At 66.0% G+C, this 24,603-nt stretch carries 23 protein-coding genes; 9 read left to right on the top strand and 14 right to left on the bottom strand.

Annotated features, from left to right (window positions below):
- The first annotated feature begins 73 nt into the window (after nucleotides 1-73).
- Nucleotides 74-1,414, top strand: a complete 1,341-nt coding sequence (locus EP7_RS08535; RefSeq protein ID WP_463527424.1) for a tetratricopeptide repeat protein — start codon at nucleotides 74-76, stop codon at nucleotides 1,412-1,414.
- Here EP7_RS08535 and EP7_RS08530 read toward each other — a convergent pair.
- From EP7_RS08530 to EP7_RS08515, 4 genes are all read right to left on the bottom strand, one after another.
- The gene (locus EP7_RS08530; RefSeq protein WP_463527423.1) at nucleotides 1,405-3,063 is read right to left on the bottom strand and encodes an OprO/OprP family phosphate-selective porin; all 1,659 of its coding nucleotides are present in this window, start codon (nucleotides 3,061-3,063) and stop codon (nucleotides 1,405-1,407) included. The genes EP7_RS08535 and EP7_RS08530 overlap by 10 nt on opposite strands.
- A 167-nt stretch (nucleotides 3,064-3,230) precedes the next feature.
- Nucleotides 3,231-5,486, bottom strand: coding sequence for a PQQ-dependent sugar dehydrogenase (locus tag EP7_RS08525; RefSeq protein ID WP_463527422.1), 2,256 nt, complete (start codon nucleotides 5,484-5,486; stop codon nucleotides 3,231-3,233).
- 311 nt (nucleotides 5,487-5,797) lie between these two features.
- Nucleotides 5,798-6,841, bottom strand: a complete 1,044-nt coding sequence (locus EP7_RS08520) for a ThuA domain-containing protein (RefSeq protein ID WP_463527421.1) — start codon at nucleotides 6,839-6,841, stop codon at nucleotides 5,798-5,800.
- A gap of 684 nt (nucleotides 6,842-7,525) precedes the next feature.
- Nucleotides 7,526-8,134 (bottom strand): protoglobin family protein, encoded by a 609-nt coding sequence (locus EP7_RS08515; protein ID WP_463527420.1) that lies wholly within the window; start codon nucleotides 8,132-8,134, stop codon nucleotides 7,526-7,528.
- 133 nt (nucleotides 8,135-8,267) lie between these two features.
- Here EP7_RS08515 and EP7_RS08510 point away from each other — a divergent pair, with 133 nt between their 5' ends.
- Complete coding sequence (locus EP7_RS08510; protein WP_463527419.1) at nucleotides 8,268-8,705, top strand: RrF2 family transcriptional regulator; 438 nt, start codon at nucleotides 8,268-8,270, stop codon at nucleotides 8,703-8,705.
- A 117-nt stretch (nucleotides 8,706-8,822) separates the two neighbouring features.
- Here EP7_RS08510 and EP7_RS08505 read toward each other — a convergent pair whose 3' ends face one another.
- A complete protein-coding gene (locus EP7_RS08505; RefSeq protein ID WP_463528385.1) occupies nucleotides 8,823-9,704 on the bottom strand; it encodes an SPFH domain-containing protein in 882 nt (293 codons plus the stop codon).
- Nucleotides 9,705-9,848: 144 nt separating this feature from the next.
- On the bottom strand, nucleotides 9,849-11,096 hold the full coding sequence (locus tag EP7_RS08500; RefSeq protein ID WP_463527418.1) for a Gfo/Idh/MocA family protein: 1,248 nt from the start codon (nucleotides 11,094-11,096) through the stop codon (nucleotides 9,849-9,851).
- 246 nt (nucleotides 11,097-11,342) lie between these two features.
- Here EP7_RS08500 and EP7_RS08495 point away from each other — a divergent pair, with 246 nt between their 5' ends.
- From EP7_RS08495 to EP7_RS08465, 7 genes are all read left to right on the top strand, one after another.
- Complete coding sequence (locus tag EP7_RS08495; RefSeq protein ID WP_463527417.1) at nucleotides 11,343-11,645, top strand: hypothetical protein; 303 nt, start codon at nucleotides 11,343-11,345, stop codon at nucleotides 11,643-11,645.
- Between the two features lie 150 nt (nucleotides 11,646-11,795).
- Nucleotides 11,796-12,857 carry a hypothetical protein gene (locus EP7_RS08490; RefSeq protein ID WP_463527416.1) on the top strand — a complete coding sequence of 354 codons (1,062 nt, stop codon included), beginning with the start codon at nucleotides 11,796-11,798 and terminating at the stop codon, nucleotides 12,855-12,857.
- 18 nt (nucleotides 12,858-12,875) lie between these two features.
- The gene (locus tag EP7_RS08485; RefSeq protein ID WP_463527415.1) at nucleotides 12,876-13,700 is read left to right on the top strand and encodes a fatty acid desaturase; all 825 of its coding nucleotides are present in this window, start codon (nucleotides 12,876-12,878) and stop codon (nucleotides 13,698-13,700) included.
- Nucleotides 13,701-13,783: 83 nt separating this feature from the next.
- Nucleotides 13,784-14,554 (top strand): SDR family NAD(P)-dependent oxidoreductase, encoded by a 771-nt coding sequence (locus EP7_RS08480; RefSeq protein ID WP_463527414.1) that lies wholly within the window; start codon nucleotides 13,784-13,786, stop codon nucleotides 14,552-14,554.
- A 128-nt stretch (nucleotides 14,555-14,682) separates the two neighbouring features.
- Nucleotides 14,683-16,062, top strand: coding sequence for a DUF1501 domain-containing protein (locus tag EP7_RS08475; protein ID WP_463527413.1), 1,380 nt, complete (start codon nucleotides 14,683-14,685; stop codon nucleotides 16,060-16,062).
- A 154-nt stretch (nucleotides 16,063-16,216) separates the two neighbouring features.
- Entirely contained in the window at nucleotides 16,217-17,611 is a 1,395-nt protein-coding gene (locus tag EP7_RS08470; protein ID WP_463527412.1) for a DUF1501 domain-containing protein, read from the top strand.
- Nucleotides 17,612-17,850: 239 nt separating this feature from the next.
- On the top strand, nucleotides 17,851-18,645 hold the full coding sequence (locus tag EP7_RS08465) for an esterase/lipase family protein (RefSeq protein WP_463527411.1): 795 nt from the start codon (nucleotides 17,851-17,853) through the stop codon (nucleotides 18,643-18,645).
- Nucleotides 18,646-18,660: 15 nt separating this feature from the next.
- Here the strand turns inward: EP7_RS08465 and EP7_RS08460 are convergent, their stop codons facing one another.
- The 8 genes from EP7_RS08460 to EP7_RS08425 all read right to left on the bottom strand — a co-directional run bounded on the left by EP7_RS08460 (nucleotide 18,661) and on the right by EP7_RS08425 (nucleotide 24,591).
- Complete coding sequence (locus tag EP7_RS08460; protein WP_463527410.1) at nucleotides 18,661-19,242, bottom strand: hypothetical protein; 582 nt, start codon at nucleotides 19,240-19,242, stop codon at nucleotides 18,661-18,663.
- A 68-nt stretch (nucleotides 19,243-19,310) separates the two neighbouring features.
- Complete coding sequence (locus EP7_RS08455; RefSeq protein WP_463527409.1) at nucleotides 19,311-19,892, bottom strand: hypothetical protein; 582 nt, start codon at nucleotides 19,890-19,892, stop codon at nucleotides 19,311-19,313.
- A gap of 25 nt (nucleotides 19,893-19,917) precedes the next feature.
- Nucleotides 19,918-20,856: a hypothetical protein gene (locus tag EP7_RS08450; protein ID WP_463527408.1), complete on the bottom strand. Its 939-nt coding sequence runs from the start codon at nucleotides 20,854-20,856 to the stop codon at nucleotides 19,918-19,920.
- A gap of 163 nt (nucleotides 20,857-21,019) precedes the next feature.
- Nucleotides 21,020-21,613 carry a hypothetical protein gene (locus tag EP7_RS08445; RefSeq protein WP_463527407.1) on the bottom strand — a complete coding sequence of 198 codons (594 nt, stop codon included), beginning with the start codon at nucleotides 21,611-21,613 and terminating at the stop codon, nucleotides 21,020-21,022.
- Nucleotides 21,614-21,746: 133 nt separating this feature from the next.
- Nucleotides 21,747-22,949, bottom strand: a complete 1,203-nt coding sequence (locus tag EP7_RS08440) for a C45 family autoproteolytic acyltransferase/hydolase (protein ID WP_463527406.1) — start codon at nucleotides 22,947-22,949, stop codon at nucleotides 21,747-21,749.
- 103 nt (nucleotides 22,950-23,052) lie between these two features.
- Entirely contained in the window at nucleotides 23,053-23,433 is a 381-nt protein-coding gene (locus EP7_RS08435; protein ID WP_463527405.1) for a hypothetical protein, read from the bottom strand.
- Nucleotides 23,434-23,443: 10 nt separating this feature from the next.
- Nucleotides 23,444-23,983 (bottom strand): hypothetical protein, encoded by a 540-nt coding sequence (locus tag EP7_RS08430; RefSeq protein ID WP_463527404.1) that lies wholly within the window; start codon nucleotides 23,981-23,983, stop codon nucleotides 23,444-23,446.
- 236 nt (nucleotides 23,984-24,219) lie between these two features.
- A complete protein-coding gene (locus tag EP7_RS08425; RefSeq protein ID WP_463527403.1) occupies nucleotides 24,220-24,591 on the bottom strand; it encodes a helix-turn-helix domain-containing protein in 372 nt (123 codons plus the stop codon).
- Nucleotides 24,592-24,603 lie beyond the last annotated feature (12 nt).

The raw sequence follows: 24,603 nt of genomic DNA, 5'->3' as shown, positions 1-24,603 counted from the left end.
CGCGAAGGCCGCGGGGCGTGACGTTGCTACAATGGTGCGAGAGACCCGAGAAGGCGGGCGGTAAGGAGCGACCATGCCGTCATCGAAGACTGACCAAACGACCCATGCCGAGACGGCCAGGCCGAAGCGTCCGCGCCTGAGGCGGCCGATCGGTTTCGCCGTCGGTGCCTTGGTGGTGGTTGCGGTCGCCCTGGTCCTGCTTCGCCCGCGGATCGCGGAAGTATTCGCCATCCGCCGCGACGCCTCGCTGGCACGCGCCCTGGTGTCCGAGGGACGCTACAACGATGCAAGGTCGCCACTCGTCCGCTGGTTGAAGGCACGGCCCGAGTCGCCCGAGGCCCTGGCCCTGCTGGCCCGGAGCATGCTCGGGGTCGGCCTGGTCGATCAGGCGATCCCCGTCCGCAGGCGGGCCGAGGCCGTGGGGTACTCCTTCGCCCCGGTCGAGCGAGAATGGGCCCTGAATCTCGTCAAGGCCGGCCGGGCCTCCCTGGCCGAGCCCACGCTGAAAGCCCTGGTCGCGGAGGGCTCGCCCCCCGACCCCGCCGTCGACGAGGCCCTGGCACGCTACTACATGGGGACTTCGCAAGATCGCGAAGCCCTCAAGGTCCTGGCCCGCTGGCGCGTCGACGACCCGGCCGCCGCGCTTCCGTATCTGTGGGACGCCGTCCTCGGCCAGCGGGCCGACAAGGGCCCCGAGGTTCTCATCAACGATTACGAGCAGGCCTTGAAGCGAGACCCCTCGCTCGACGAGGCACGCGTGGGCCTGGCCATTCAACTCCTGGACCAGCACCAGACCGCCGAGGCCAGGGACCTTCTTGTGGCCTATCTCGGCCGCAAGCCCGACGATGCCGCGGCACGGGCCAGCCTGGGGAAAGCCCTGGCCGAGCTGGGCGACGAGCCCGGCGCCATCCGCGAGCTTGACCGCGCCATGGCCCTCGACCCTCGCAACATCGAGGCGCCCATGACCCGCGCCAAGCTCGAGCTCCGCAGCGGCAGGCTCCAGTCCGCCCTCGACTACGTCGACCGGGCCATCGCCATCGATCCCGGCGAGTCCGACCCGCGCTTCACTCGGAGCATGATCCTCGGGCGCCTCGGTCGCACCGCCGAGGCCCTGGCCGAGCGCAAGGTCACCGACCGGCTCCGCGCCGACGACCTCGAAATCCGCGCCCTCCGTCGCGCCCTGGCGCACGCCCCGCGCGATGTTGGCCTGCGCCTGAAGATCGCCCAGTGGCTGCTCGACCACGACCACCCCGACGAGGCCAAGTCCTGGGCCGAGCAGGTCGCCAAGGACGTTCCCGCCAGTCCCCAGGCCAATCGCCTTCTGGCCCTCTATCACACCAGGAAAGGAAACCCCGGCCTCGCCCGCTACTACGCGCTCAAGGCCGGCGACGACTCCCTACCCGCTCAGAAATAGATCTGGCAACGGACCCAGAACAAGGGGGCCGACGTGCTGTAGATCTCGCGGCCCGGATTCACCAGCACGGGTGTGTCGTAGAACGGCAGCTGATAGTCCACGTAGAATTTGACGAACCGGTTGGGATACCAGTTGAAGCCGAGGTCGACCATCGACAGGGCTCGCGTCGACTCGGTCGGGTCTGACAGGCCCGCGTCGAAAATCGACTGCCCCAGCCTGAGCGTGCTGTAGCGGCCGAACAGTTCGATGGCACCCGGGCCGAACCGGCGTCCACCGGCGTAAAACGGCCTCAGCGGGACGACTCCTTCGCGTCTCTTGACCGTCTCGCCGGTGAGGAAATAGCCCGCGGTCACGTGAGAACCGGACGAAGGCACGCTGGTCAGCCCCGGCCGGCCGAGTTTGTAATAGTCGGTCGACCCGCGCTGGAATTCGGCTTCGACGGAGAGTTGCTTGAAGTAGTAAGCAAAGTGCAGGGCGCCTGCCGAGCGTGCCCCCAGCGGCGTGACCCCCTCGTTGAATGTGAGGAAGGTCGCCGAGGCGGCCCTCGCCCCCTCGTCGTTCTCCGACGATTGCAGCGACGTCCTCAGTGGCAAGGGGTCCTGGGGCTCGGACTGGATCCCGGAGAAGATCGAGCCGCCGATGTTCAGCTCATGAAGGGCCGTGAATCGCTCGGAACCCAGGAACGGCCGGACGTTCAGGTACCCGACCGCGTCGCGCACGGTGTTGTTGTCCGCCAGGCCGGCCAGCCTGCCGTCGAAGATGCCGGCGGCGTATTGCACGCGTTCGCCGGCAACCCGGCCGTGGACCATGAAGCCGGCCGACCGCGACAGGCCGAAGTTCAGCGGGTAGAGCCCGCGTTCCGGCGTGATGAAATACTGTTCGAGGTGGTCGTACCAGTCGTAGCTGTAGGGGACCAGCATCCGCCCGAAGCGGACCTGCAAGGCGTCGGTCGGCCGGAAGTTCAGGTTGCCGTCGAGCAGGTCCCAGACCCCCTCGATGCTGCGCTGCAATGAAACCTCATACTCGAACGGCTTGCCCATCCGACCTTCGAAGTAGAGCCTCACGCGCGGGATGTAGAGCCCGCTGTGCGTCGGCGACATGTTGTTGGGTGTGAACAGCTTGAGGTCGGTCTGGTCGAGCACGTGAAGGCGCAAGCTGAACTCGTCGTCTTCGGTGCTGAAGACCACGCCGTCGTCAAAGTGGGGAAACATCGGGCTCGCGGCCTCGTCGCCGCCGTCCCCCGCACCTCGAGCACGCTCGCCCGCGGCCGTCGAGCCGCCGAACGAGGGGCGATTCCACCGTTTCGATGCCGGCCCCGGTCGCGGGAGGGGCCTGCCGGTCTCGGGTTCCGGGAGCGTGGGCCCGACTTCCTCGATCTCGCCCGTCTCAACCTTCTGCCGCAGCTCGTCGTAGCGGTGCTGGAGGTCAACGTACCGCTCGTCCGACCGTTTCCGGTCGGCTTCGGCGCGGCGAAGCAGCTCCTCGTAGCGATCGGCCATCCGCTTATTGACGTCTTCCAGGGCTTTCAGCCGCGACTCGACCCCCGCAGTCTTGGCAGCAATGGGCGCGAGGGGGCCTTCGCCACGCGCCGCGTGCGAGCAGGCCGCGGCCAGCGTGACTCCAATCCCCAAGACCCATCGAACGCGCATCCATGCTCCGCGTAGGTCCGTCGTCATGGAAGTTTGGCCATCTCCCGTGATTGATCGGCACAACCGGCCGTCTCGCTTCAGCCCGCGCAGTTCGAAATGGGAGACGGCCGCCGGGGGGACGTTTCCCCCCGGCGGCCGTCGCGAAGACTCATCGAGGCTCGAATGGATCAGGGGTTGGCTGCCGTCTTGTCGGGGCTCGCTTTCTTGACCGCGTCGGCGGGCAGCTTGCTGATCCAGTCACGAAGCATGGCGACGGCCTTCTCGTCGACCACATTCGTCCCCAGCGGCGGCATCTGACCCGCACCCCGGCGCTTCATGGCCAGGTACATCGTCGACGAGTCGGGATGACCCGGCGCGATGATCTTCGGGTCCTTCACTCCGTGCGCACCCTGCTGCGGCGTCTGGCCAACGCCTAGCCTCTCCAGCGAAGACCCGCCCGTCAGCTCGATCGCCGCATTGCCGCCGCCGGCGCCCACATGGCAGCTGGAGCAGTTGGAATGAAGATACGACCGCACCCGAGACTCAAGGGCGAGCTTGGTGTCGCTCGGGTCGTCCAGCTTCGGCAGCTCCGAGGTCGGCTTGCCCACCTTGTTCGAGAACAGGCCGATGTGCTCGAGGGTCCGGATCTGGTTGTCCGTCGCCCGCGGATACTTGAACTCGCGATTCATCTGCGGGGCGGTCAGCCCGAGCACGTAGTTTGAAGCCCTGGAGTGGCAGACCATGCACTCGGCCCGGCTCGGGTAATGCCAGGTTTGCGCCACGGCCTTGCCGTCGGCCCCCTTCACGGCGAAGACCTTGTCCATCCCCTCCTTGGGCACCAGCGTGGCGTCGGTCTTGTCGTCATTCCAGAGGTACGAGTACCCGACCCACTCCCCCTGCTCCTTGACCATGAATCGGGTCTCGATCGGCACCGGCTTCTTGGCCTTGGCATCGGTCCCGGCCAGGTTGAGGGTGAAGGTCTTGACCAGCACCGTGTGATCGGGGAAGGCCCAGCCGTTCTGCTCGGTGAATTCCACCTTCTCCTCGCCGGGGACGGCCATGTGCCTGATCTTGCCGGCGCCGTCGGACCAGAGGGGCGAGTTGACGGTGTAAGGGATCAGGCCCGGGGCCATCTTCAGCTCGGCCACGCTCGAGAACAGGCCCGAGTCGCTCAGCTTCCTCGGAAACTTTTCCGACAGGACCTTGTCCTCGGACTTCCCGGGCACCAACCGGTAGAAGGCCGTCTGGTGGTCGATGACGATCAGCTCGCCGGCCGAATCCAGGCCGAACCCCGTGATTTGCAGGGCCGTATCGGCGATCTCGCGGTGGAAGACCTTCGTCTTCCCTTCCATCTTCACCGCCCAGATCTTGCCGGTCGCCCAGTCTCCGTAAATGTAGGCTCCATCCAGCTCGGGGTACTTCTTGCCATGATAGACGGTCCCGCCGCTGAGCGACCGCGCCTCGGCGTGGCTGTGCTCGACGGTGGGCTGGGTCAGCGGGGCCGGGCCCAACTTGCGGGTGGCCAGGAACGGGTGGCTCCCCTCGGTGACGCTCCAACCGTAGTTGCCCCCGCGCTCGATCATGTCGGCCGTCTCCCAGAGATCCTGGCCGTTGACGCCGCACCAGAGCTGATCGCTGGCCTTGTCGTACGTCAGCCGCCAGGGGTTGCGCATCCCGATCGCCCAGGTCTCCTTGCGGGCCCCTGGGATGTGGGAGAACGGGTTGCCCTCGGGGACCGAGTAGTTCATCCCGGGCGCGGGGTGGTCGACGTCGATGCGCAGAATCTTCGAGGTCAGGAACGTCATGTCCTGGCCACGGTTATTCGTGTCCGAGTCGGACGTGCCATCCCCCGAGCTCACGAACAGCAGGCCATTCTTGTCGAACGCCAAGTCGCCGCCGTTGTGCCCGTTCGACTCCCACTCGATGATGATCAGCTCGCTCTTGGGGTCGATCGCCCGCGTCTTGCGGTCCACCGTGTACCGGCTGACCCGCGTCTTGTGCGGCCCGTCGTTCTCGGTGTTCATCCCGACGAAGAGGTAGCCGTTCTCCTCGTACTTCGGGTGGAAGTCGAGCCCGTAGGCGATCGTCTTGGGGCCGAAGTCGAGCACCTCGTCGTAGCGGTCGACGTCAGGCTTGTCCTCGACCCGCAGGAGTTTCCCCGGCGGCGCCCAACCCCCCAGATGTTGAATGACGAAATAGTGATTCGTCCCCGGCTCGTGCTCGAACGACAGGGCTTGCTTGATCTTGAGATTCGGGAACGCTTTCTCGGCGCGATAAGGAGGGGGCGGCTCGGGCGAGCCCAGCACCTTCGAGGTCTTCAGCGGGACCCTTCGCTCGATGCCGTGGGGTCGGCTCGACTTCGAGCCCCGGCTACCATCCGCCGCGAGCGCTCCCGTGGGGGCCGTCGCGACGATTATCGACAAGACCAGTGCAACGGTCCGCATTCGCAAGAACTCCGCGCGGGTCCCCGGGCTGTGGGACCCCGGACGACGATAGGTCGAATTTGGTCGGACGGGATAGATCTGACGGCTTCGAGGGGCGAGCGGAGAGGAGGGCCCGCGATGACGATGCGCGTTGAAGATTCGCGCGGCCGCGAGAGGATCCGCGCGGCGTCCTCAGCTATTCTATCCCGGAGCCTAGCCCCCTTGACAAGCACCGAACCCAAAACACCTACCGTCCGAGGCCAGGATCTTGACCACGCGAACGGCCGACGACCCGTGCGAGGTCGGGCCATCGGCCTGCGTTCATCGGAGCGTCACTCGCCCGCCAGATCCGCGGGCTTCACAGCCTTCTTGAACTTGTTGTTGCCGAACGGAAGGGGCTCGTACGTCCCCACCAGGTCCACCTTCGAGCGATCGGGGATCTGCCCCTCCAGCCCCGTCGCCCAGTAAGCGGCGTTGACCAGCAGGCGGCGCAGGGCCTCGTTCTGGAGGTCCGTCGACGAGCCCATCGTGGTGTTGAAGATCCTCGCGGGCTTGCCCCCCTCGGGGGTGTAGGTGCGGGTCCAGGCGACGGGCATCATCGGGTGATTCTTGGGCCCTGGTAGGGGCTTGGCGTCGGGCTTCATCCCTTCCAGGACCTCGCCCAGCACCAGGGGGACGGCGTCGCCGGTCAAGGGGAGGCGCACTTCGTAGACGTCGGTCGGTCCCCAGATCTCGCCGTCGGAGATCCCCTTGAGGATCGGGCTGCCCGCCGCACCGGGGGCCAGGATGCCCCGCGTGCTCTGCGACCCGTGGGCGCCGTGGTGGTTAATCCAGGTCTCGCCGAGTACCCTGCGGCCGAAGCCCCCTTCCCAGCCCGGCTCCTTGCTCGTCCAGCCGAACCGGGCGTACGGGCCATTCTTGTTGTCGAACGCATGCGTCGCCGTGCGCAGGCCGACGATCGGCCGGCCGCTCTCCACGTAGTCGGCGATGTGCTTCATCTGGGCGTCGGGCAGGTGGCGGAACCGAGTCAGCAGGATCATCAGATCGGCATGGTCCAGCGCTTCGAGCCCGGGGATGTTATCCCCTTGATTGGGGTCGATCGTGCCGTCCTTCGGGTTGACCGCGAACAGCACGGTGCACTTGAAGCCGTGGTGGGCGGCCAGGATCTTGGCCAGTTGAGTCAGGCCCTCCTCGGATCGGTATTCCTCATCTCCGCTGACCAGGACGACGTGCTTCCCCTTGCCCGGCCCGTCCTTGCCCTCGATCACGAGCCGATCCTCGGCCGCATACGCCCGCCCCTCGCTCATCCCCATGCCGGCAAGGGCCGCCATCGCCAGTAGGGCGCATCGGCCCCGTCTTCGGATCGTCGGAATCATCGAGGTGCCGTCCTTCTGGACTGGTAAAAATCGTCGGAAGCTCGGGTTGCGCGCCGGCCAGCCGGTCGCGCCGGAGGGTCATCTTAGTCTCGCCCGACTCGCGAAGAAACGACCCGACCTCGCGCCCCGGCGCAGGCCCGACCTACTCTGCACCGTCCGTCCTGCCGACTCATCGCCCGTCCCCGATGCCAGTTCCAATAATAGGAACGGCCGCGCGTTCGTGGGCGTGAGGGCCTCCTCGGGCCTCGCCCCTTGCAGAAGTCATACGGCATTGCCTTCGCCGATGACGAAGGGGGCGTCGCTCAATTTGTCCAGGCCGGCGGAGCCCTCGCCCGGCGACCGTGCCTCCAACCGCCCTTAAGAAATCCCGATCAAGGCCGCCGCTGGCTCCAGCTCCGCATGGTCGGAACCAACCCCGGCCGGTCGGCCCGGGGCGGCGGGATTCGTGCCAACCTCATCACCACCGACGGCTCGATTCGGCGCATCCACCGGCGCGACGGCGGCTCCGACTTCGGTGGCAATCGCCCGACAGTCTCCGTGGGCCTGGGCGATTCCACGCTCCGTGTCCGCGTCGGCCATCATCTGGCCGGTCGGCGGCATCGCCCAGACCTCCCGCTATCTCCCCGCAGATCACTCCATCGAGATCCGCGAGGGGTCGGAAACCGTGGAAATCCGCCGATCTGGTCAGGCCACGGAACCGATCGCCAATTCCGCGACCCTGGACCCCTGGTAGTGGCGGTTGATCAGGTCGTTCTGGATCCAGAGGAGCTTGCCGAACGCGCGGACGGTGGCCACCTCGCGGTCGCGATCGAGGCCCAGGCCGAGGATCGTCGCGGTCAGGGCATCGGCCACGAAACCCATCAGCGAATTCATCTGTACGAGCGGGACGTCCAGGCTGGCCGAGCCCGCACCTGGCGTGTGCATCTTGCCGACCATGTCCAGGTAGCCCACCATCTTCGCGTCGTACTTCTGCGTCACCAGGCGCACGAGATAGCGGCCCAGGTGCTCCTTGCGAAACTTGATCTGCTCGTGATCCACCGTCAACTCGGATAGGCTCGTGGGCACGTTCCCCTCATAGCCCGACTGCCGTGGGACGAAGTGCCTCCAGGTCGCGTCGTACCCCTGAAGCTTCTCGTACACCGCGTCGACCAGGCCCGGGACCAGCCCCGCGAGTGCGCCCGCCGCGCCGTGGATCGCGTCGACGTCCTCGGGGCCGAACCCGATGAATTCCGCCACATACCCGAACCGATACGCCGTGTCCGCCTCCAGCCGAGCCTCGTCGATCTGTCGCACGATCTCCCCCCTCTCGCGAATCGAATTTGACGGGAACCACCCCGCCTGAGATCATTGGATGACCTTGTCCGATTTAGGTTATCGCCGCTAATCTGGATGTCAAGATCCAATTTAGCCGGGAGGTCCGGCCGCGATGTTCTCCCAGACGGTGGAATACGCCCTGAGGGCGGTCGTCTACCTGGCCGACGTGGCGCCCTCTGCGCGCACGACCGACCAGATTTCCGCCGCGACCAAGGTCCCCAAGGCGTACCTGTCGAAAGTCCTGCAAGGCCTGGCCCGCTCCGGGATCGTCCGCTCGCAGCGCGGCATCGGCGGCGGCATGGCGCTGGAGAAGGCCCCCGCCGACCTGACGCTGCTGGACGTCATCAACGCCGTCGAGCCGATCCGCCGCATCAAGACCTGCCCGCTCGACCTCAAGTCGCACGGCGTCCACCTCTGCCCCCTGCACCGGCGGATGGATGACGCCCTTGCCGCCGTCGAGAAAGCCTTCCGCGACACCACCCTCGCCGAGCTGCTGGCCGACCCCAACCCCAGCGTCCCCCTCTGCGACCTCAAGCCCCATCTTGCCTGACGGCCCTCGACGGATCGTCGTGAGACGCGCCGGAGGGTCATCAGACTTGAGAAGGGCGGCTCCCGGGACGGCCGCCGAGTCCTCGCTTGAACGAAGCCGGGGCTGCGACGGACGGCCTCACTTTCCCGCGTTCACAACCGGCTGGGTTCCCCGGTCTGAGCAGAGCACGACCAGGAGGTTGCTCACCAGCGCGGCCTTCTTGTCGTTGTCCAGGTCGACGATCTGCTTGTGTGAGAGCCGTTCCAGCGCCATCTCGACCATGCCCACGGCCCCCTCGACGATCATCTGCCGGGCCGCGATGACCGCCCCGGCCTGCTGGCGCTGGAGCATCGCGTGGGCGATCTCGGATGCGTAGGCCAGGTGGCTGATCCGCGCCTCCAGCACCTCGACGCCCGCCTGCGAGAGACGGTCCTGGATCTCCGTCTTCAGGTGCTCGGCCACCTCCGCCGTGTGGCCCCGCAGCGAGATTTCCCCTTCGATGTGTGCGTCGTAGGGATAGCTGAGCGCCATGTTGCGCAGGGCCGACTCGCTCTGGACGTGGACGAAGTTGTTGTAATCTTCCACGTGGAAGAGGGCCTCGGCCGTGTCGACCACCCGCCAGACCACCACGGCGGCGATCTCGATCGGGTTGCCCGCCAGGTCGTTGACCTTCAGCCGCTCGCTCTCGAAGTTCCGCACCCGAAGCGAGATTCGCGTCTTGGTGAAGAACGGGTTGATCCACCGCAGCCCCGGCTCGCGCACCGTCCCCTTGTAGTTGCCGAAGAGCTGGAGCACCTTCGCCTCGTTCGGGTTGACCGTGAACAACCCGAACAGGCTGACCAGAAACCCGAGCGAGCAGAAAGCGGCGAGCGGCGCCCCTAGCATGATGAGAATCACCCCCATGGGCCTGGGCCCCATGACCGCACCGGTCATGGCCATCAAGCCGCCGATGATGATTCCTGCCAGGAGTGCGATCGGGACCTCCGGCGTCGACCGCGGGACGATCAGGATCTCTCGCATCACCTGAGACGGCTTAGCCGTGCTCTCCCAATTCTCGTCCACCGTCGTTATCTCCGGGACATTAGAAGCGTCGGGCCACATCCCTGGCGTGCCTGTGTGTTCGCCGGCCGTGGCCCCGTATTGTCCCGATGGCCCCCGCCAAGCTCACAGAGCCTCAGCCCCAGCCCAATGTGCGGCGCCGCCCCCTCGATAGGCGAGGTTTCCCAGGTGGGCGGCCGACGCGGCCGAGACTCCCGCCTCGACCGGGCAATTGGGCACCGCCCTGCTGCGAACGCACTCGACCCAGTTGGTCAGATGCAGCAGTTCGCCGTCGGGTTTGTCGTAGAAATCCTGCCCCTTCCGCGGGTTGCTGCCCAGAATCCACTCCTCGGCCTTGACCGTCTTGCCGGGCTCGGGGATCAGCTCATAGCGCCCTCGGTCGAGGTAAAGCGTGGCCTCGGTCCCCAGAAATTCGATCCGCGCGGCGTTGCGCTGGTTGGAGAAGGTCCCGTCGAAATGGGCCTGGATCATCCCGGGATATTGCAGCAGACACTGGATCGTGTCGGGAGTCTGCCAGACCCCCTCCGTCAGGAACGGCTCGCCGACGGCCGTGGCCAGCACGGGATGCTCGAGATCCAGATACCAATGGGCCACGTCGATGAAGTGGACCATCAAATCGGTGAGCAAGCCGCCGCCGAAATCCCAGAACCATCGCCAGTTGCGCAGCCGATATTCATCGAAAGGCTGGTCGGGCGCATTGCCCAAAAACGCCTTCCAGTCCACCTGCTTCGGGTCGATCCCCGCCGAATCGCGCTTGAACCGCGAGCTGGTGTTCCGGTTCCAAGAGAGGTTCACCTTGAAAACCCGACCCAGATTGCCGCTCTTGAGAATCTCAAGCCCCTTCTGGAAGTGCGGCATGCTCCGCTGCTGAGTCCCCACCTGAACCACGCGCCCCGTTTCTTTCCGAGCCGCGATGACGGCGGTCCCTTCCGCAAGCGAATGGGTGAGCGGCTTCTCCACGTAGACATCCTTGCCGGCCCTGCAAGCCGCAACCGTCATCGGCACGTGCCAGTGATCCGGGGCCGCGATCAGGACCGCGTCGAGATCTTTGCGCCCGAGTATCTCCCGGAAATCCTTCGACGCCGCCGCCTTGGGGTCGGCAAGCTTCCGCGCGGCGTCGAGGTTCTTGTCGTAGATGTCGCAGACGGCGGCGATCCGCACGTTGGGAATCGTCGCCAGCGATTTCATCAACGCCTGACACCGCCCGCCCGTGCCGATGCAGGCCACCTCGATCGTGTCGTTCGCCGCAAACCCGCGGGCCGACTCCACGGACGTTCCGCCCAGCAGCGCGCCCGCCCCGGCCAGGCCCATCGTCTCCAGGAACGCGCGACGAGAATCCCCGATCGATCGCATGGTGATCGCCCTCGCTCTTGATATCGACCCCGGGGACAAGGGGCCTCGTCCCGTGGCCGCCCATCATAACCGGGCCCGACGCACGGTTGGATCTCGCAGTTCCGACCGTTCTTGGATCCTCAAACACCGCCCGATCGATCGGTTCTCGCCCGGCGGATTCCACAATCGATCCGAGCCGACAGGACCTAGAGTCAGGGAGGGCCCACGAGCCCGCCGTCACACCAGGCCTCAGGCAGAGGTTTCCCCATGGCCGAGTCGACCCTTCGCCGCGCCTCCCTCGTCATCCTGATCCTGACGAGCCTCATCTTCGGAACACTTCTGGTCCCGGCCATCGTCGCCGGCCCCCTCTCCCTGATGGCGTTCGATCAGGGCTTCAGCGCCACGGCAATCCTCTTCGTCTGCTGCATGCTGAGCTTCCCGTTCCTCGTGCTGGTCTCAATCTCGGGCTCCTGGATCTGCTATCGAAGGCGAGTCTACCGGGCCGCGATCACTTTCAGTGTCCTGCCCGCGGTGAACCTCCTCGTGGTCGCCGCGCTGTTCATCAGCTGAGAGCATCGAGACTCGCTCACGGAGGCCCGCCCTTGAACGAGACCATCCTGCGAACCGACTGTCACGACCGGTCTCCTTCTTTGATAGGATGATCCCCGCTTACTTCGCATCGAAGGGCGTGCGCACGATCGCCGTCAAGGGGCGGGCAGAATGGTCCACGAATTCCCCGAATCTGACGCGGCCCGCCTCGACGACGAGCGGGGATTCCTCTCGGCGCTGGTCGGCGACGGCCGGCCGCTGCTGACCCTCACGGGCCTGGCCCTGACACTTTCGGGCCTGGTCGCCCTCTTCCTCGCCGCGACCGGTCATTTCCTGCCGCACGACGAGCGTTACCTGGGGATGACCTCGGCCGATCTCTGCTCGCTGCACGCCTGCCGGATCGTCCATTTCATGATCCACGACCGCGTCTCCTTCGGCGGTGCGCTCGTGGCGATCGGCCTGCTCTATCTCTGGATGGCCGAATTCCCCCTGAAGCGCGGGGAGCCCTGGGCCTGGTGGCTGTTCCTGCTCAGCGGCGCCGAGGGCTTCGTCAGCTTCTTCGCCTACCTCGGCTACGGCTACCTGGACACCTGGCATGGCATCGCCACGCTGGGGCTGCTCCCTTGCTTCGCCGTGGGCCTGGCCCTGTCCCGGGAGACGCTGAACGGCCCCTCGGGAATCCGCTCGTTGCTCAGTCCCTCGGTCCGCCTCCCCTGGCTGTCGATCGCGGGCCTCGGCCGGGCCTGCCTGCTGGCCACCGCCCTCGGGTTGGTGGGCGGCGGCCTGACGATCCTGGTCGTCGGCATGACGACCGTCTTCGTGCCGCAGGACCTCGTCTTCCTCGACATCGGCGTCGACGAGTTCAACGCGATCAACGGCCGACTCATCCCCCTCATCGCCCACGACCGCGCCGGATTCGGCGGGGCCGTCTGCTGCTTCGGCATCACCTTGCTCTGCGTCGTCTGGTGCGCCCGCCCTTCGAAGAGCCTCTGGCAGGCGCTCGCCCTGGCCGGCACCATCGGCTCCGCCACCGCGATCGGCGTCCACCCGGTCATCGGCTACAACGACGCCGTCCACCTCGCCCCGGCCGTCCTCGGGGCCTGCGTCTACGCGATCGGCTTGCTGGCCTACCGCCCGGCCTGCCACGGCGGAGGACGGCCAGTTGGTCAAAGCGGGTCGATCTTCGAGGGCGTCGAGCCCGCCCGCATCGAGACGGGGATGACCGGCACATGAACGCATCGGGGGCGTCTCGTGATCGAGCAAGGCGTTGAGCACAAAAACTACGGCATGCCGCCTCTCCGCGAGTTGGGCGCGGACCTCGCCCGCATCTCTCCCCTGAGGCGAGTGGTCAGCCTGGTCGGTCCCTTCCTCTGGTGCGGGGCCTATTTCGCGTTCGCGGTCCGGGGCTGGTGGCCGCCGGCGGTCTTCTGCCTGGTGGCGCTCAGCTTCTTCACCTATGGATCGATCTCGCATGACCTCGTGCACCGCAACCTGGCATTGCCGTCGGCGGTCAACGATGCGCTGCTTTGCCTGATCGAACTGCTCGCCCTCCGCAGCGGTCACGCCTATCGGGCCGCACACCTGCACCACCACGCCCATTTCCCGCACGCCGACGATATCGAGGCCTCCGCGGCAAGGATGTCCCTGGTCGGCGCCCTGGCGCAGGGGATCGTCTTCCAGCCCAGGCTCATGTTCTGGGCATTGCGGCATGCCAAGCACGCGAGGTCCTGGATCATCTGCGAAGTCATTGCTTGCCTGGTGCTGGTGACCATCGCCGCGTCGCTGGCCGGATCATCTTCCGCCTTCCCGATGTATGCGCTCCTGATGATCATGGGAAGCTGGATCATCCCGCTCGTCACGTCGTACGTCCCGCACGACCCGACCGGAACGGACGAGCTCACGCAAACGAGGGCGTTCCGAGGACTGGTGGCTTCGGCAATCGCCCTGGAGCACCTCTACCACCTGGAACATCACCTCTACCCGTCGGTCCCGCACCATAACTGGGCGAGGCTCGCCAGGCGGCTCGACCCCCACCTGGAACGAGCAGGCGTCCGGCCGATTCGGATCTGGTTCTGAACTTTGCTAGACCGTCCAACCCTTCGATTCGATGTTGGAGGGTGAGCATCCCAGGCTCTCCTCGAAGTCCAGGAGCCTCTCCGTTGAATCTGCTCGGCAAGATCGCGCTCGTCACCGGCTCCGCTCAAGGCATCGGTCGCGGCTGCGCCCTAGAACTGGCCCGCGCGGGGGCCGATGTCGTCGTCAATGACCTTCGAAGTGGCCCCGAGGTCGACTCGCTCGTCGACGAGATCGTCGGTCTGGGCCGGAGAGCGGCGGTCATCGAGGGCGATGTCTTCTCGAGGGCCGGCTGCGAGGGGGTCGTCGGGCGCGCCATCGACGCCTTCGGCCAGCTGGACATCCTCGTCAGCAACCCTGCGCACAACCGTCGGGCCGACTTCCTCGATTATGACCCCGACGACTTCGAGCGGGTTGTGGCCGCCACGCTCTCGGGCGGGTTTCACATGAGCCAGCTCATCGCTCGCCACCTGGTCGGGCGGAAGTCTCCGGGCAAGATCGTCTTCATCTCCAGCATTCACGACCTGGTCCCGTATGCCAAAAGCGTGGCCTACAACGCCGGCAAGGCGGGCCTGAAGCACATGGCCTTCACCATCGCCGCCGAGCTGCTCCCCCACCGAATCAACGTCAACCTCATCCAGCCCGGCTGGATCGATACCCCCGGCGAGCTGGCCTTCTTCAGCCGCGAAGCCCTCGACGCGGCCGCCCCCGAACTCCCCTGGGGTCGCCTCGGCCAGCCCTCCGACATCGGCAAGGCCGCTGCCTTCCTCGCCTCCGATGATGCCGACTACATCACCGGCACCGCCCTGCTTGTTGACGGGGGCCTCTGGATGAACGACGCTCGAAAAGGGGGCTGACATGCCTGTTTTGGGGCATCGGCCCGTTGAAGTTGTAATCAGTTTGGAGATTTCCCTTGCCGAAGTACGATCGAATTGTTTAACCTCCGTTGGATTCGCCCGCCGCATCTGTCGAGGAGTCTGGACCCATGCTGACGATCGCCGGCAAGACTCGCTCCGGATTCTGCGATGGCGTCACCCGCCGCGACTTCCTCCGCCTGGGTGGCCTGGCCATGGGGGGGCTGTCGCTGCCGCAGATCCTCCGCCAGGAGGCGTTGGCGGGGGTCTCGTCGAAGGGTTCGTCGCACAAGGCGGTGATCATGGTGCTGCTGGCCGGCGGGCCGCCGCACCAGGACATGGTGGACCTGAAGCCCGACGCTCCGGAGGGGATCCGGGGCGAGTACAAGCCGATCCACACGAAGGTGCCGGGCCTGGACATCTGCGAGCACATGCCGCGGATGGCCGCGATGATGGACAAGTTCACCGTCATCCGCTCGCTGGTGGGCAATCAGGGCGACCACTCCGTCGGGCAGTGCCTCACCGGCTACACCGATGCCCAGAGCATTAGCCAGGGGGGCCGGCCCAGCCTGGGCGCCATCCTGTCGAAGCTCAACGGGCCCGTTTTTCCGGACGTCCCCCCGTTCTTCGGGCTCTCGCCCCGCACCGCCCATGCTCCCTGGAGCAATCCCGGCGACCCCGGCTATCTCGGGCTGGCGCACGCCCCGTTCACCCCCAACCGGATCGAGTCGGAGAAGCAAGCGGGCGCTCCGGGATCGTCGGGCCCCGGCTTCGACGAGAAGGTGCTGGTCCCCGACCGCCTCTCCGGCCGGCACTCCTTGCTGCACCAACTCGACGCGTTCCGCCGCGAATACGATCGCGACGAGTCGATCCAGGGGCTGGACAACTTCAGCCAGCAGGCCTTCGAGATCCTCACCTCGCGGCGGATCTACGACGCCCTCGATTTGAGCAAGGAAGACCCGAGGCGCCGTGCCCGCTACGGCATCGGCAACATGGACAGCGAATATGACGGCCCCCCCTGCTGCATGGACCACTTCCTGATGGCCCGGCGGCTGGTGGAGGCCGGGGCGCGGTGCGTGACGATCTCCTTCGGCCGGTGGGACACCCACGGCGACAACTTCGGCTCCTGCCGGGACCGGATCCCCAAGCTGGACATGGCGCTTTCCAGCCTGGTGGAAGACCTGCACCTGCGGGGGATGGACAAGGACGTGTCGGTGGTGGTCTGGGGGGAGTTCGGCCGGACGCCGCAGATCAACAAGGATGCCGGCCGCGACCACTGGCCGGCGTTGAACATGGCGATGCTGGCCGGCGGTGGGATGCGTCACGGCCAGGTGATCGGCTCGAGCGACAAGATCGCGGCGTTCGCCAAGGACCGCCCGGTGACGTTCCAGAACGTGTTCGCGACCTTGTACCACGCGTTGGGGATCGACCCGGCGACGGCGGTGACGGACAAGGGGGACCGGCCGATGCCGCTGCTCCAGGAGCTTGAGCCAATCCGCGAACTGATCTGATCTCGATTTGGTCTGACCGAAATTTCGGCACCCGACTTGCACCTCGCCATCGCTCAAGTAGAATGCGTCAGGTTGCGCCCCCGCTTGCGCACTTGATAAAGACGCTTCACGCCCGCCGAATTCGCCCGCCGCATCTGTCGAGGAGTCTGGACCCATGCTGACGATCGCCGGCAAGACTCGCTCCGGATTCTGCGATGGCGTCACCCGCCGCGACTTCCTCCGCCTGGGTGGCCTGGCCATGGGGGGGCTGTCGCTGCCGCAGATCCTCCGCCAGGAGGCGTTGGCGGGTGTCTCGTCGAAGGGGTCGTCGCACAAGGCGGTGATCATGGTGCTGCTGGCCGGCGGGCCGCCGCACCAGGACATGGTGGACCTGAAGCCCGACGCTCCGGAGGGGATCCGGGGCGAGTACAAGCCGATTCACACGAAGGTGCCGGGCCTGGACATCTGCGAGCACATGCCGCGGATGGCCGCGATGATGGACAAGTTCACCGTCATCCGATCGCTGGTCGGTAACGGCCCGGATCATTCCGTGGGCCAGTGCCTGACCGGTTATACCGACCTTCAGAGCAAGACCCAGGGGGGCCGGCCCAGCATGGGCGCCATCCTGTCGAAGCTCAACGGACCCGTACGGCCCGACGTCCCCCCGTTCATCGGCCTCTCGCCCCGCACCGGCGAGCCCCGCTGGAGCAATCCCGGCGACCCCGGCTATCTCGGGCTGGCGCACGCCCCGTTCACCCCCAACCGCGTCGAGCTACAGAAGCAGACACGGCAGACCAAGCAGCTCGGGGCGGGCTCGGCCGGCCTGAGCTTTGACGAGAAGGTACTGGTCCCCGAGCGGCTCTCAGGCCGGCACTCTCTCCTGAACCAGCTGGACAACTTCCGCCGCGAGTATGACCGCGACGAGTCGATCCAGGGGCTGGACAACTTCAGCCAGCAGGCCTTCGAGATCCTCACCTCGCGGCGGATCTACGACGCCCTCGATTTGAGCAAGGAAGACCCCCGGCTCCGTGCCCGCTACGGTGTCGGCGACATGAAGAACGAGGCCGACGGCCCTCCCTGCTGCATGGACCACTTCCTGATGGCCCGGCGGCTGGTGGAGGCCGGGGCGCGGTGCGTGACGATCTCCTTCGGCCGGTGGGACACCCACGGCGACAACTTCGGCTCCTGCCGGGACCGGATCCCCAAGCTGGACATGGCGCTTTCCAGCCTGGTGGAGGACCTGCACCTGCGGGGGATGGACAAGGACGTGTCGGTGGTGGTCTGGGGCGAGTTCGGCCGGACGCCGCAGATCAACAAGGACGCGGGTCGGGACCACTGGCCGGCGTTGAACATGGCGATGCTGGCCGGCGGTGGGATGCGTCACGGCCAGGTGATCGGCTCGAGCGACAAGATCGCGGCGTTCGCCAAGGACCGCCCGGTGACGTTCCAGAACGTGTTCGCGACCTTGTACCACGCGTTGGGGATCGACCCGGCGACGGCGGTGACGGACAAGGGGGACCGGCCGATGCCGCTGCTCCAGGAGCTTGAGCCAATCCGCGAGTTAATTTGAAGCGAGGCCGGGTCGCGTCGGTCGGGCCAAATTTCCGGCGTCCGACTTGCCTTCGCCCGGCCGTCTACTAGACTGGCTTTAGACGAGACCCTTTGATCGCACGGATGGATTTTCTTCGGCCGTCTCTCTCGCTGCAACCGTCATTTTCGGCGGAATCAGCGAGGGCCAGGAGGGAAACAGACGAGCGATTCGCCATCTCGGATGTCGAACATCCGAGGGGCGCCGGGGATCTTCCTTCCTTGAACGACACCATTTCCAGGCCACCGATTGTCCTGGCTCACGGGCTCTTCGGCTTCTCGACGGTGGGCTACGGCCGACTCGTCCTGTCCAGCTACTTCCGCGGCATCCCCGGCTGGCTCCGCGCCGCCGGCTACAGGGTGCTGGTCCCCCGGGTCCACCCCACCGCGGGGATCCGCCGCCGTGGCCGTCGCCTGGGCGACCGGATCGAGGCCGCCTTCCCCGGCGAGCCCGTCCACATCATCGGCCACAGCATGGGAGGGCTCGACGCCCGGGCCCTGATGGCCGAGCCCGGCTGGGCCAACCGGATCTTGAGCCTCACCACCATCGCCACCCCGCACCTGGGCTCGCCCCTGGCCGACTTCGCCAAGCTCCGCATGGGCCGGGTCTATCGCCTGCTGGAATCCCTGGGCATCGACTACCGAGGGTTCCTGGACATCACCCGCCCCGAGGCCCGCGCCTTCAACAAGGCCATGCCACGGCAGCTTGACATCCCCTGCTACAGCATCGCCGGCGACCCCGCCCCGTCCGACGTCTGCTGGCCCCTCAGGCGTGTCTTCGAGGTCATGTCCGAGCTGGAAGGCCCCAACGATGGCCTCGTCTCCGTCGAGTCCTCGGAAGCCTTCGGCACCCCCCTGCCCGCCTGGCCCTTCGATCATCTGCGTCAGATGAACTGGATGACCCCGCAGCCCGCCGATCCCACCGGCTCCGAGATCGCCCGCCGCTATCTCGGCCTGGTCGAGTCCCTGGTCGCCTGCGAGCCCGCAGGTGCGTTCGAACTGGCCGAGGCCAGTTGATTCGAGCGTCAAGGCTCAGCCACCTACCCCGAGTTTCCTCTCGAGGTTCTGCAATCTTCCCTTAAGGGTCACGTTCTCCGCAGTCATTTTATCCATTCGAAAGTTCAGATCCGAAACGATCTGGGCGATCGCTGAGACGGAGTCGGGGGCGTCGATCAACGGATCAGCGGTCCCTTTTTCGAGGCGAGCGAGCTTCCTCGTCGCCCGGTTGAAGTGGACTTCCGCGTCCTTCTGCCGTGTCTCGCAGGCCAGGAGCAGGCCCTCGGCCGTCAGCCGTTCGGCCTGGTTGGTTCGCACCATCACCTTGGGCGTATATCCCTTGGCGGTCGTGTTCTCCATGTGATTCAGGCGATCCTGGGCGATCTCCAGGAGTGAAGTCGCCTCGCGTGCCTTCAGCTTCCACTCCTTCAGCATCGCCCCGTACCGCTCGACATCCTCACGAGCCTGGATCTTCCACTCCGCCAGGATTTCCGGGGAGATCGTCGAGGATGCAACCGTGGCGGCGGGCGGCTCTTGCCCGAAGGTCCACGAGGCGACCACAGCGGGAATGACGGTCATGAGGACGACACAGAGGACTCGCGCGGCTCGATTTCTCATGTCTCATCCCCGAATGAAGGCGTCGTCGATCGAACCCGGCAATCGAGCAGCGGGGGCCGGCCCAGTTCCTACTTTTTGACGAGTTGCTCAAGGCTCGAGAGCCGTCGATCCATCGATTCTCCCCGCTGGAGGAGGTCGGCAATCGACGCCTCAAGCTCCTGCATCCGGATCTGCATGCGAGCGGAGGAATCGCCGGCGTCGAGGAGCAAATTCACCGGCCCCCTGTCAAGTCTGGCCATCCGCCGCTTTGCCTGGGCGAGATGGATCTCGGCCTCCTTCAGCAGGGCCTCGCGAATCGCGACGCGCATCTCGGAGTCGAGCCTGGCGTTCTGATTCGCCTTCAAGATCGCCTTCGAGGTTAACCCCTTGGTCGCCATGTTCTCGGTGTAATTCTGGCGGACCTGGGAGGTTTCCAACTCGGCATCCGCCGCGCGGGCCTCGGACTTCCGCATCTTGACCAGCGCCTCAAGCCGCGCGACCTCCTCGTGGGCCTGGAGTTTCCACTCCTCGATGACCTCGGGCGGGATCGCCTGCATGGTCGAAGACGGGGCCTCGCGCCCCACCGCGACGGCGGCTGCGCACGCCGCGATCGATGCGATCACGACGAACCGAGGCTTCCAGCTTGTCCGGGCCCGAGGGAGTGCCATCATCGGTTCCGCTCCTATCCAGGTCGGGTCACTCGTTTTCGGCTTCGATCGGTCTCGGCGGCGGGGGGGCCTCCCCCTCGTTTTTCACGATGATCTGCCTACGGAAGACGTAGCCTTGCAGGTTCCCCGGCCCATTGAACTGCCGGAACTCCATCCGCACCTGGGGCTCGGCCCGCGGCGCGTCATCCTGCTGAAGATCGGCGAATGCCTCGTGCGGCGGCGCGGGGGGGATGGGCCTCGGCGGGAGCGGCACGCCTGGCCGTCCCCCCATCCGGTTGGGCAGGCCGCCGCCGTTGATCCAGCTCCGCCGCAACGCCTCGACCTGCTGCGCATGCCGCCGGAGCACATCCGCCTGGGCACCCTGCTGCCGCTCTGCGATCCTCCGTTGCATCTGCATCTGGGCCTGGAGGAGCGCGTTGATATCCCGGGCCACGATGCGCATCCCCGGGGCCTTGCGGTCGATCGGCGGAGGCAACGCGGCCGCCCTCGCGTCCTCGTCGTCCTTGATCTTCTCAAGCTCGGCCTGCTGCTCCCGGGTCTTCCTTGCCTCGACTTCGATCTCGTCCCAGACCTTCGCCTTGGCCGCGTCAGTCAGCTTCGTCTCGGGCTCAACCAGGGGCTTGGGCTCAACGGGCTTGGGCTCGACCGCCGCGACAACCGGCGGGGTCACGGGGACGGTCGCAGCGTTCGGAGCCGCTTCAGGCGGCTTCGGCTCGGCCTTCACCAGGACGGGGGCGGCCTTGGCCACCGTGGCAAATCGTGGCAAGCTCAGGCCATCCCATTCGGTCTGGGCGCCTCGATAGGCGAGCACCAGGCCGGCCGCCGCCGCGATCAATGTGGGCGGCAGCAACGCGTCGAGCATCCGGCCCCTGCGGGCCGTCACGATCAGGACGGCCGGGGCCTGCGATCGTCTCGCGTGCGGGGCCTCCGGCTCAAATGCGTCGAACGGATCCTGGGGGTCCTGCATCCGAACCTCCTGGCAAATCGGGGCCGGGCCGGGGGGGCGGGCTCAAGGTGGGCAACGTGGCGGCATAGGGCAATTCGATGCTACCACGACCGTCCCCCGCCGAGGAAATCCCTCCCCCTCCAACTTCCCCAAATCCGCAGGTCAGGCACCACCCGGGCTCGGATCACTGGATCTCCAGGACCGCCTCGCGCAAGAAGATGGCGTTGCTGGGCATGGCCGAGATCGGTCCGTTGATGCCGAAGATTGCCACCTGGTAGACCTTCCCCGGCCTCGCATCCATCAGCTCAACGCGGTTGGGCGCGTTGAACCCGGCCACGATCGCGCCGCCCGACTGCCCCAGCTTCCTGGGCAGCTTGCCGTCGACCCAGACCTCGCCATAGTCGTCGGAAATCGCCTGGAAGAAGACCCGCTTCCCCTTGGCACTCTCGGGGATCGTCACCTTGATCCGGTACCAGTTGAAGCAGACCCGGCCCGCCGCCCGAGGCTTGGCCAGCGAGGCCGGCTCGACCACCTCCCACTCGCCGTCGTCGTAATCGGCCCCGTGCGCCTTCGGCTCGATCGCGTACCCCTTGGCCCCCTTGGCGCCCGGGTTCGTCGGCGTCGTCTCCACCAGCTTCACGTCGGAGTATCGCCACTCCCCCTTCACCGCCTCGACCCCCTCCGACGTCCGAAGGTCGAGCTTCTGCTGGGCCGTCGCGGTCGACGCCCCAATCAACACCCCCAAGAACCCCATCAACATCCAAGCCAGCCCGCGCATCAGCCCCTCCCCCGGTTGCCGCCCCATCGCGGTGTCCCCGACATGGGACCCCCGGATGGTACGAGGCAGCCGCGGTCACCACAAGCGCCGTGGCCGCGCGGCATCCGTCGTCGCGGGGCCACAACCCATCCTCTCAGCGCGATCCCGTCGTCTCGGCCTTCGGCCCGGGCAGCAGCGGCGCCGCCGTGTCGGCCTGGTGCCCGAGCAGCTCCGTGAGCTGGAACCCGTGGTACGGCTGCGTCACGGCGGGCTCCCCGGTCTTCGAGGCGTTGGCCACCCAGAACCTGGTGCTCGCCGACTCGAACAGGACGCTGTGCAGGTTCGACTTCATGGCCACCGGCCGGCTCATCAGCTCGCGGGCGGAGTTGGCGTCGAAGGTGCCGTGGCCTTCCTTCACACGCTTGCTCAGCTCGTTGTAACGGTCGCCCACTGAGAGCAGCACAGCGTCCTTCACGGCGTTCGGCAGCTTCTCGTGCACCTCGCCCATGTTCACCAGGGTGAAGGTGTCCCACGACGCCTCAAGGCCGACCCCCTTGCCACTCTTGCCGTCGGCGATCACATAGTAGTATTCACACGTCCTGGGGTGATCGCGGAAGATCGCAACCGCGGAGTCAAGGTCTTCGCCCTCTTCCAGGGCCCAGCGGACCAGGAAGGCCATCGGCACCCCTTCCCAGTGGCCCAGGCCCTTGCCCCCCATCTCGCCGATGGAGACCGACTTCGCGTTCATCCCGGTCACCGACCCGACGAACCCGGCGTATGTCACGTTCACGAACGGGATCTTCCCCTCGGGCTCGGCCACCGTTACCACTGCGTGGTCTTGCAACTTCCAGTCGCAGCCGTAGTCCAGGATCCGCCCGTGGTAGAGCGTGCCGTCCTTGGTGGCCGATCCGCTCAGCGCGAATCCGCTGCAATGGAACAGCTCGGGGATGAAGTTGGCCGCGATGATGTCCTCGACCTTCATCTCGGCCCCATCGGCCACCCCGCGCATCTCCTCGAAGTAGCGCGGAGGCGTGAACGCCTTCTGCCGCTCCGAGATCGAGTTGATCAGCCGCTTGGGGTCCAGCTTCAGCCCGCCGATCCCCGCCTTCAGTTCCTTCGCCTTCACTTCGAACAGGAACGTCACCAGCTCGCGGATCTCGTCCTTCAGCAGGGCCCCCTGCTGATAGCCCATCTCATAGGGTGTCCCCTTGAGATGCAGCACCTTGGACCCGTCAACTTCCTCCAGAAAACCCGCCCCGCACCGGGCGATCGTCCGGGTCTCGGCCATCGAGGCCGAGGGAGCAATCGCCAGCAGGGCCGCGAAGCCCAGGGCCCAGAGCGCGGTTCGTCGGATCATGGACGTCTGCCCCTCGGTTCGTTGAGCGAGCCGTTCAGGACGCAGGGAGGCTCATCGGCTGATGAAGGAGAACGCCGTCCCTTGCCTGCCGAAGAGTCTTACATTATTTCCAGGGAGGTGTCTCTGCCACGACTTGATATTTGTCCCGGTAGACAATCGTCCCCGGTCGCTCCGTCGTGATCAGCCGGACAGGCGTGCCATGCTCTCGAAGGATCACGACGAGGTCCCACATCCGGCGCAACGGCTCCCCGGCATCGTCCCGGAACCAACTCACAGCGTCGATGCTCCACTCACCGCTCGTCAGCTTTCGGCCGAAGGGCGGGCAGGGCAAATTCTCGTTGAACCATGCGAAAATCTCGCTCAACATCGCCGATTCGTGCGAGAACAATTCCCCGGCCTCGTCCTTGAGGCGGGCGACCGTGAAAACGCCATCCAGCCAGAAGGCATTTTCTCCCTCCGTCCCCGCGACGAAGCGAACAAACATGTCGAATTTCCTAGAGTAGAAACAGACCGAATCGTTCGTGAGGAGGGCGATGATTCCGGTACGTTTTGAGGAGATCCGACAACCCTGACTTCCGAGTGCGTCCGTCCCGATCCTGCCTCAGGTCATAGGATCGCTCGTTTCCCTTCGGGTCGATGAACCTGACCTCGAAGCATCCGAAGCAAATCAGGCAGCGGTAGACCCTTCCTTCGAATGTCCATTCGACAGCGTAGTCGGGATGGAAGCCGCCGCATTTCTTCTCGCCACTGTAGGCCTGATAAGTGTTCCGGTTTCCCAGCAGGTCACGAAGTGCCTTGAGATCTTCGACCTTCATGTCGAGAGGCTCAAGATAGAACGGAAAGCCTGATATCTGAATTGTCTGCTGACTCTTCAACTCCTTTTCGAACGTCGCTTCCTCATACATCGGGTGAGGGAGGCCCTCGAAGACGACGAGCCGGTTCGAGAGACGGACTGTGTCATAGACCTGCGGCCGGAGGTGCCAAATCGCGGCAATTGTGGCGGATACGCCAAGAACAAGAATAAATGTCAACATGCGGAGCCGATGAGATCGCATGGCGGCGCTATCGGTCATTTTAGTTATCAATGATCTTTGGAAGTTCGAAACACGGACGACGGCACATTCTACCCCGTCCTGTCACGGGCAGACTTGCGAAGGCGACGTGTTCGCCCTGATCCTCAGAATCGGGCCAGGTTCTTCCCATTGAGAGCGATCGGGAGATCGAACCTCCGACAGTTTTCCCTGAAACGCATTCCACCCGGCCGGGGAGGTCAGTCCCCGGCCTCGGCCGGTTCCGTCGCCCAGATCATTCGACGGCCCAGTGCCGCGGCATAAGACTCCAGAGTCGAGGCCGTGGGGTTGGCGATCTTGCCGTTCTCCAGCCGAGAAATCATCCCCCGGTCGAGCCCGCTCCTTGCCTGGACATCCGACAGGCTCAGGCCCAACCGCTCGCGTTCCAGCCGGAGCGAGGCCAGGGACTCGGCCAGCCCGGCCGAGATTGTCAGGGGCGGGAACTCACGCATCACATCGGCCCGGATCCGGGCCAGTTCGGCTCGTCGTTCGGGCGTGCGATTGCGTGCCAGGATCGCATCCGCGGCGGCACGCTGTTCAGGAGTCAGGTCTTCGATCCGTTTGAGTGGCATGGCACCCTCGGC

It is taken from the genome of Isosphaeraceae bacterium EP7, from assembly GCA_038400315.1.
Taxonomy (GTDB): Bacteria; Planctomycetota; Planctomycetia; order Isosphaerales; family Isosphaeraceae; genus EP7.
Note: the sequence above shows the minus strand (reverse complement) of the source record. Positions and strands in the feature narration are given on the sequence as shown.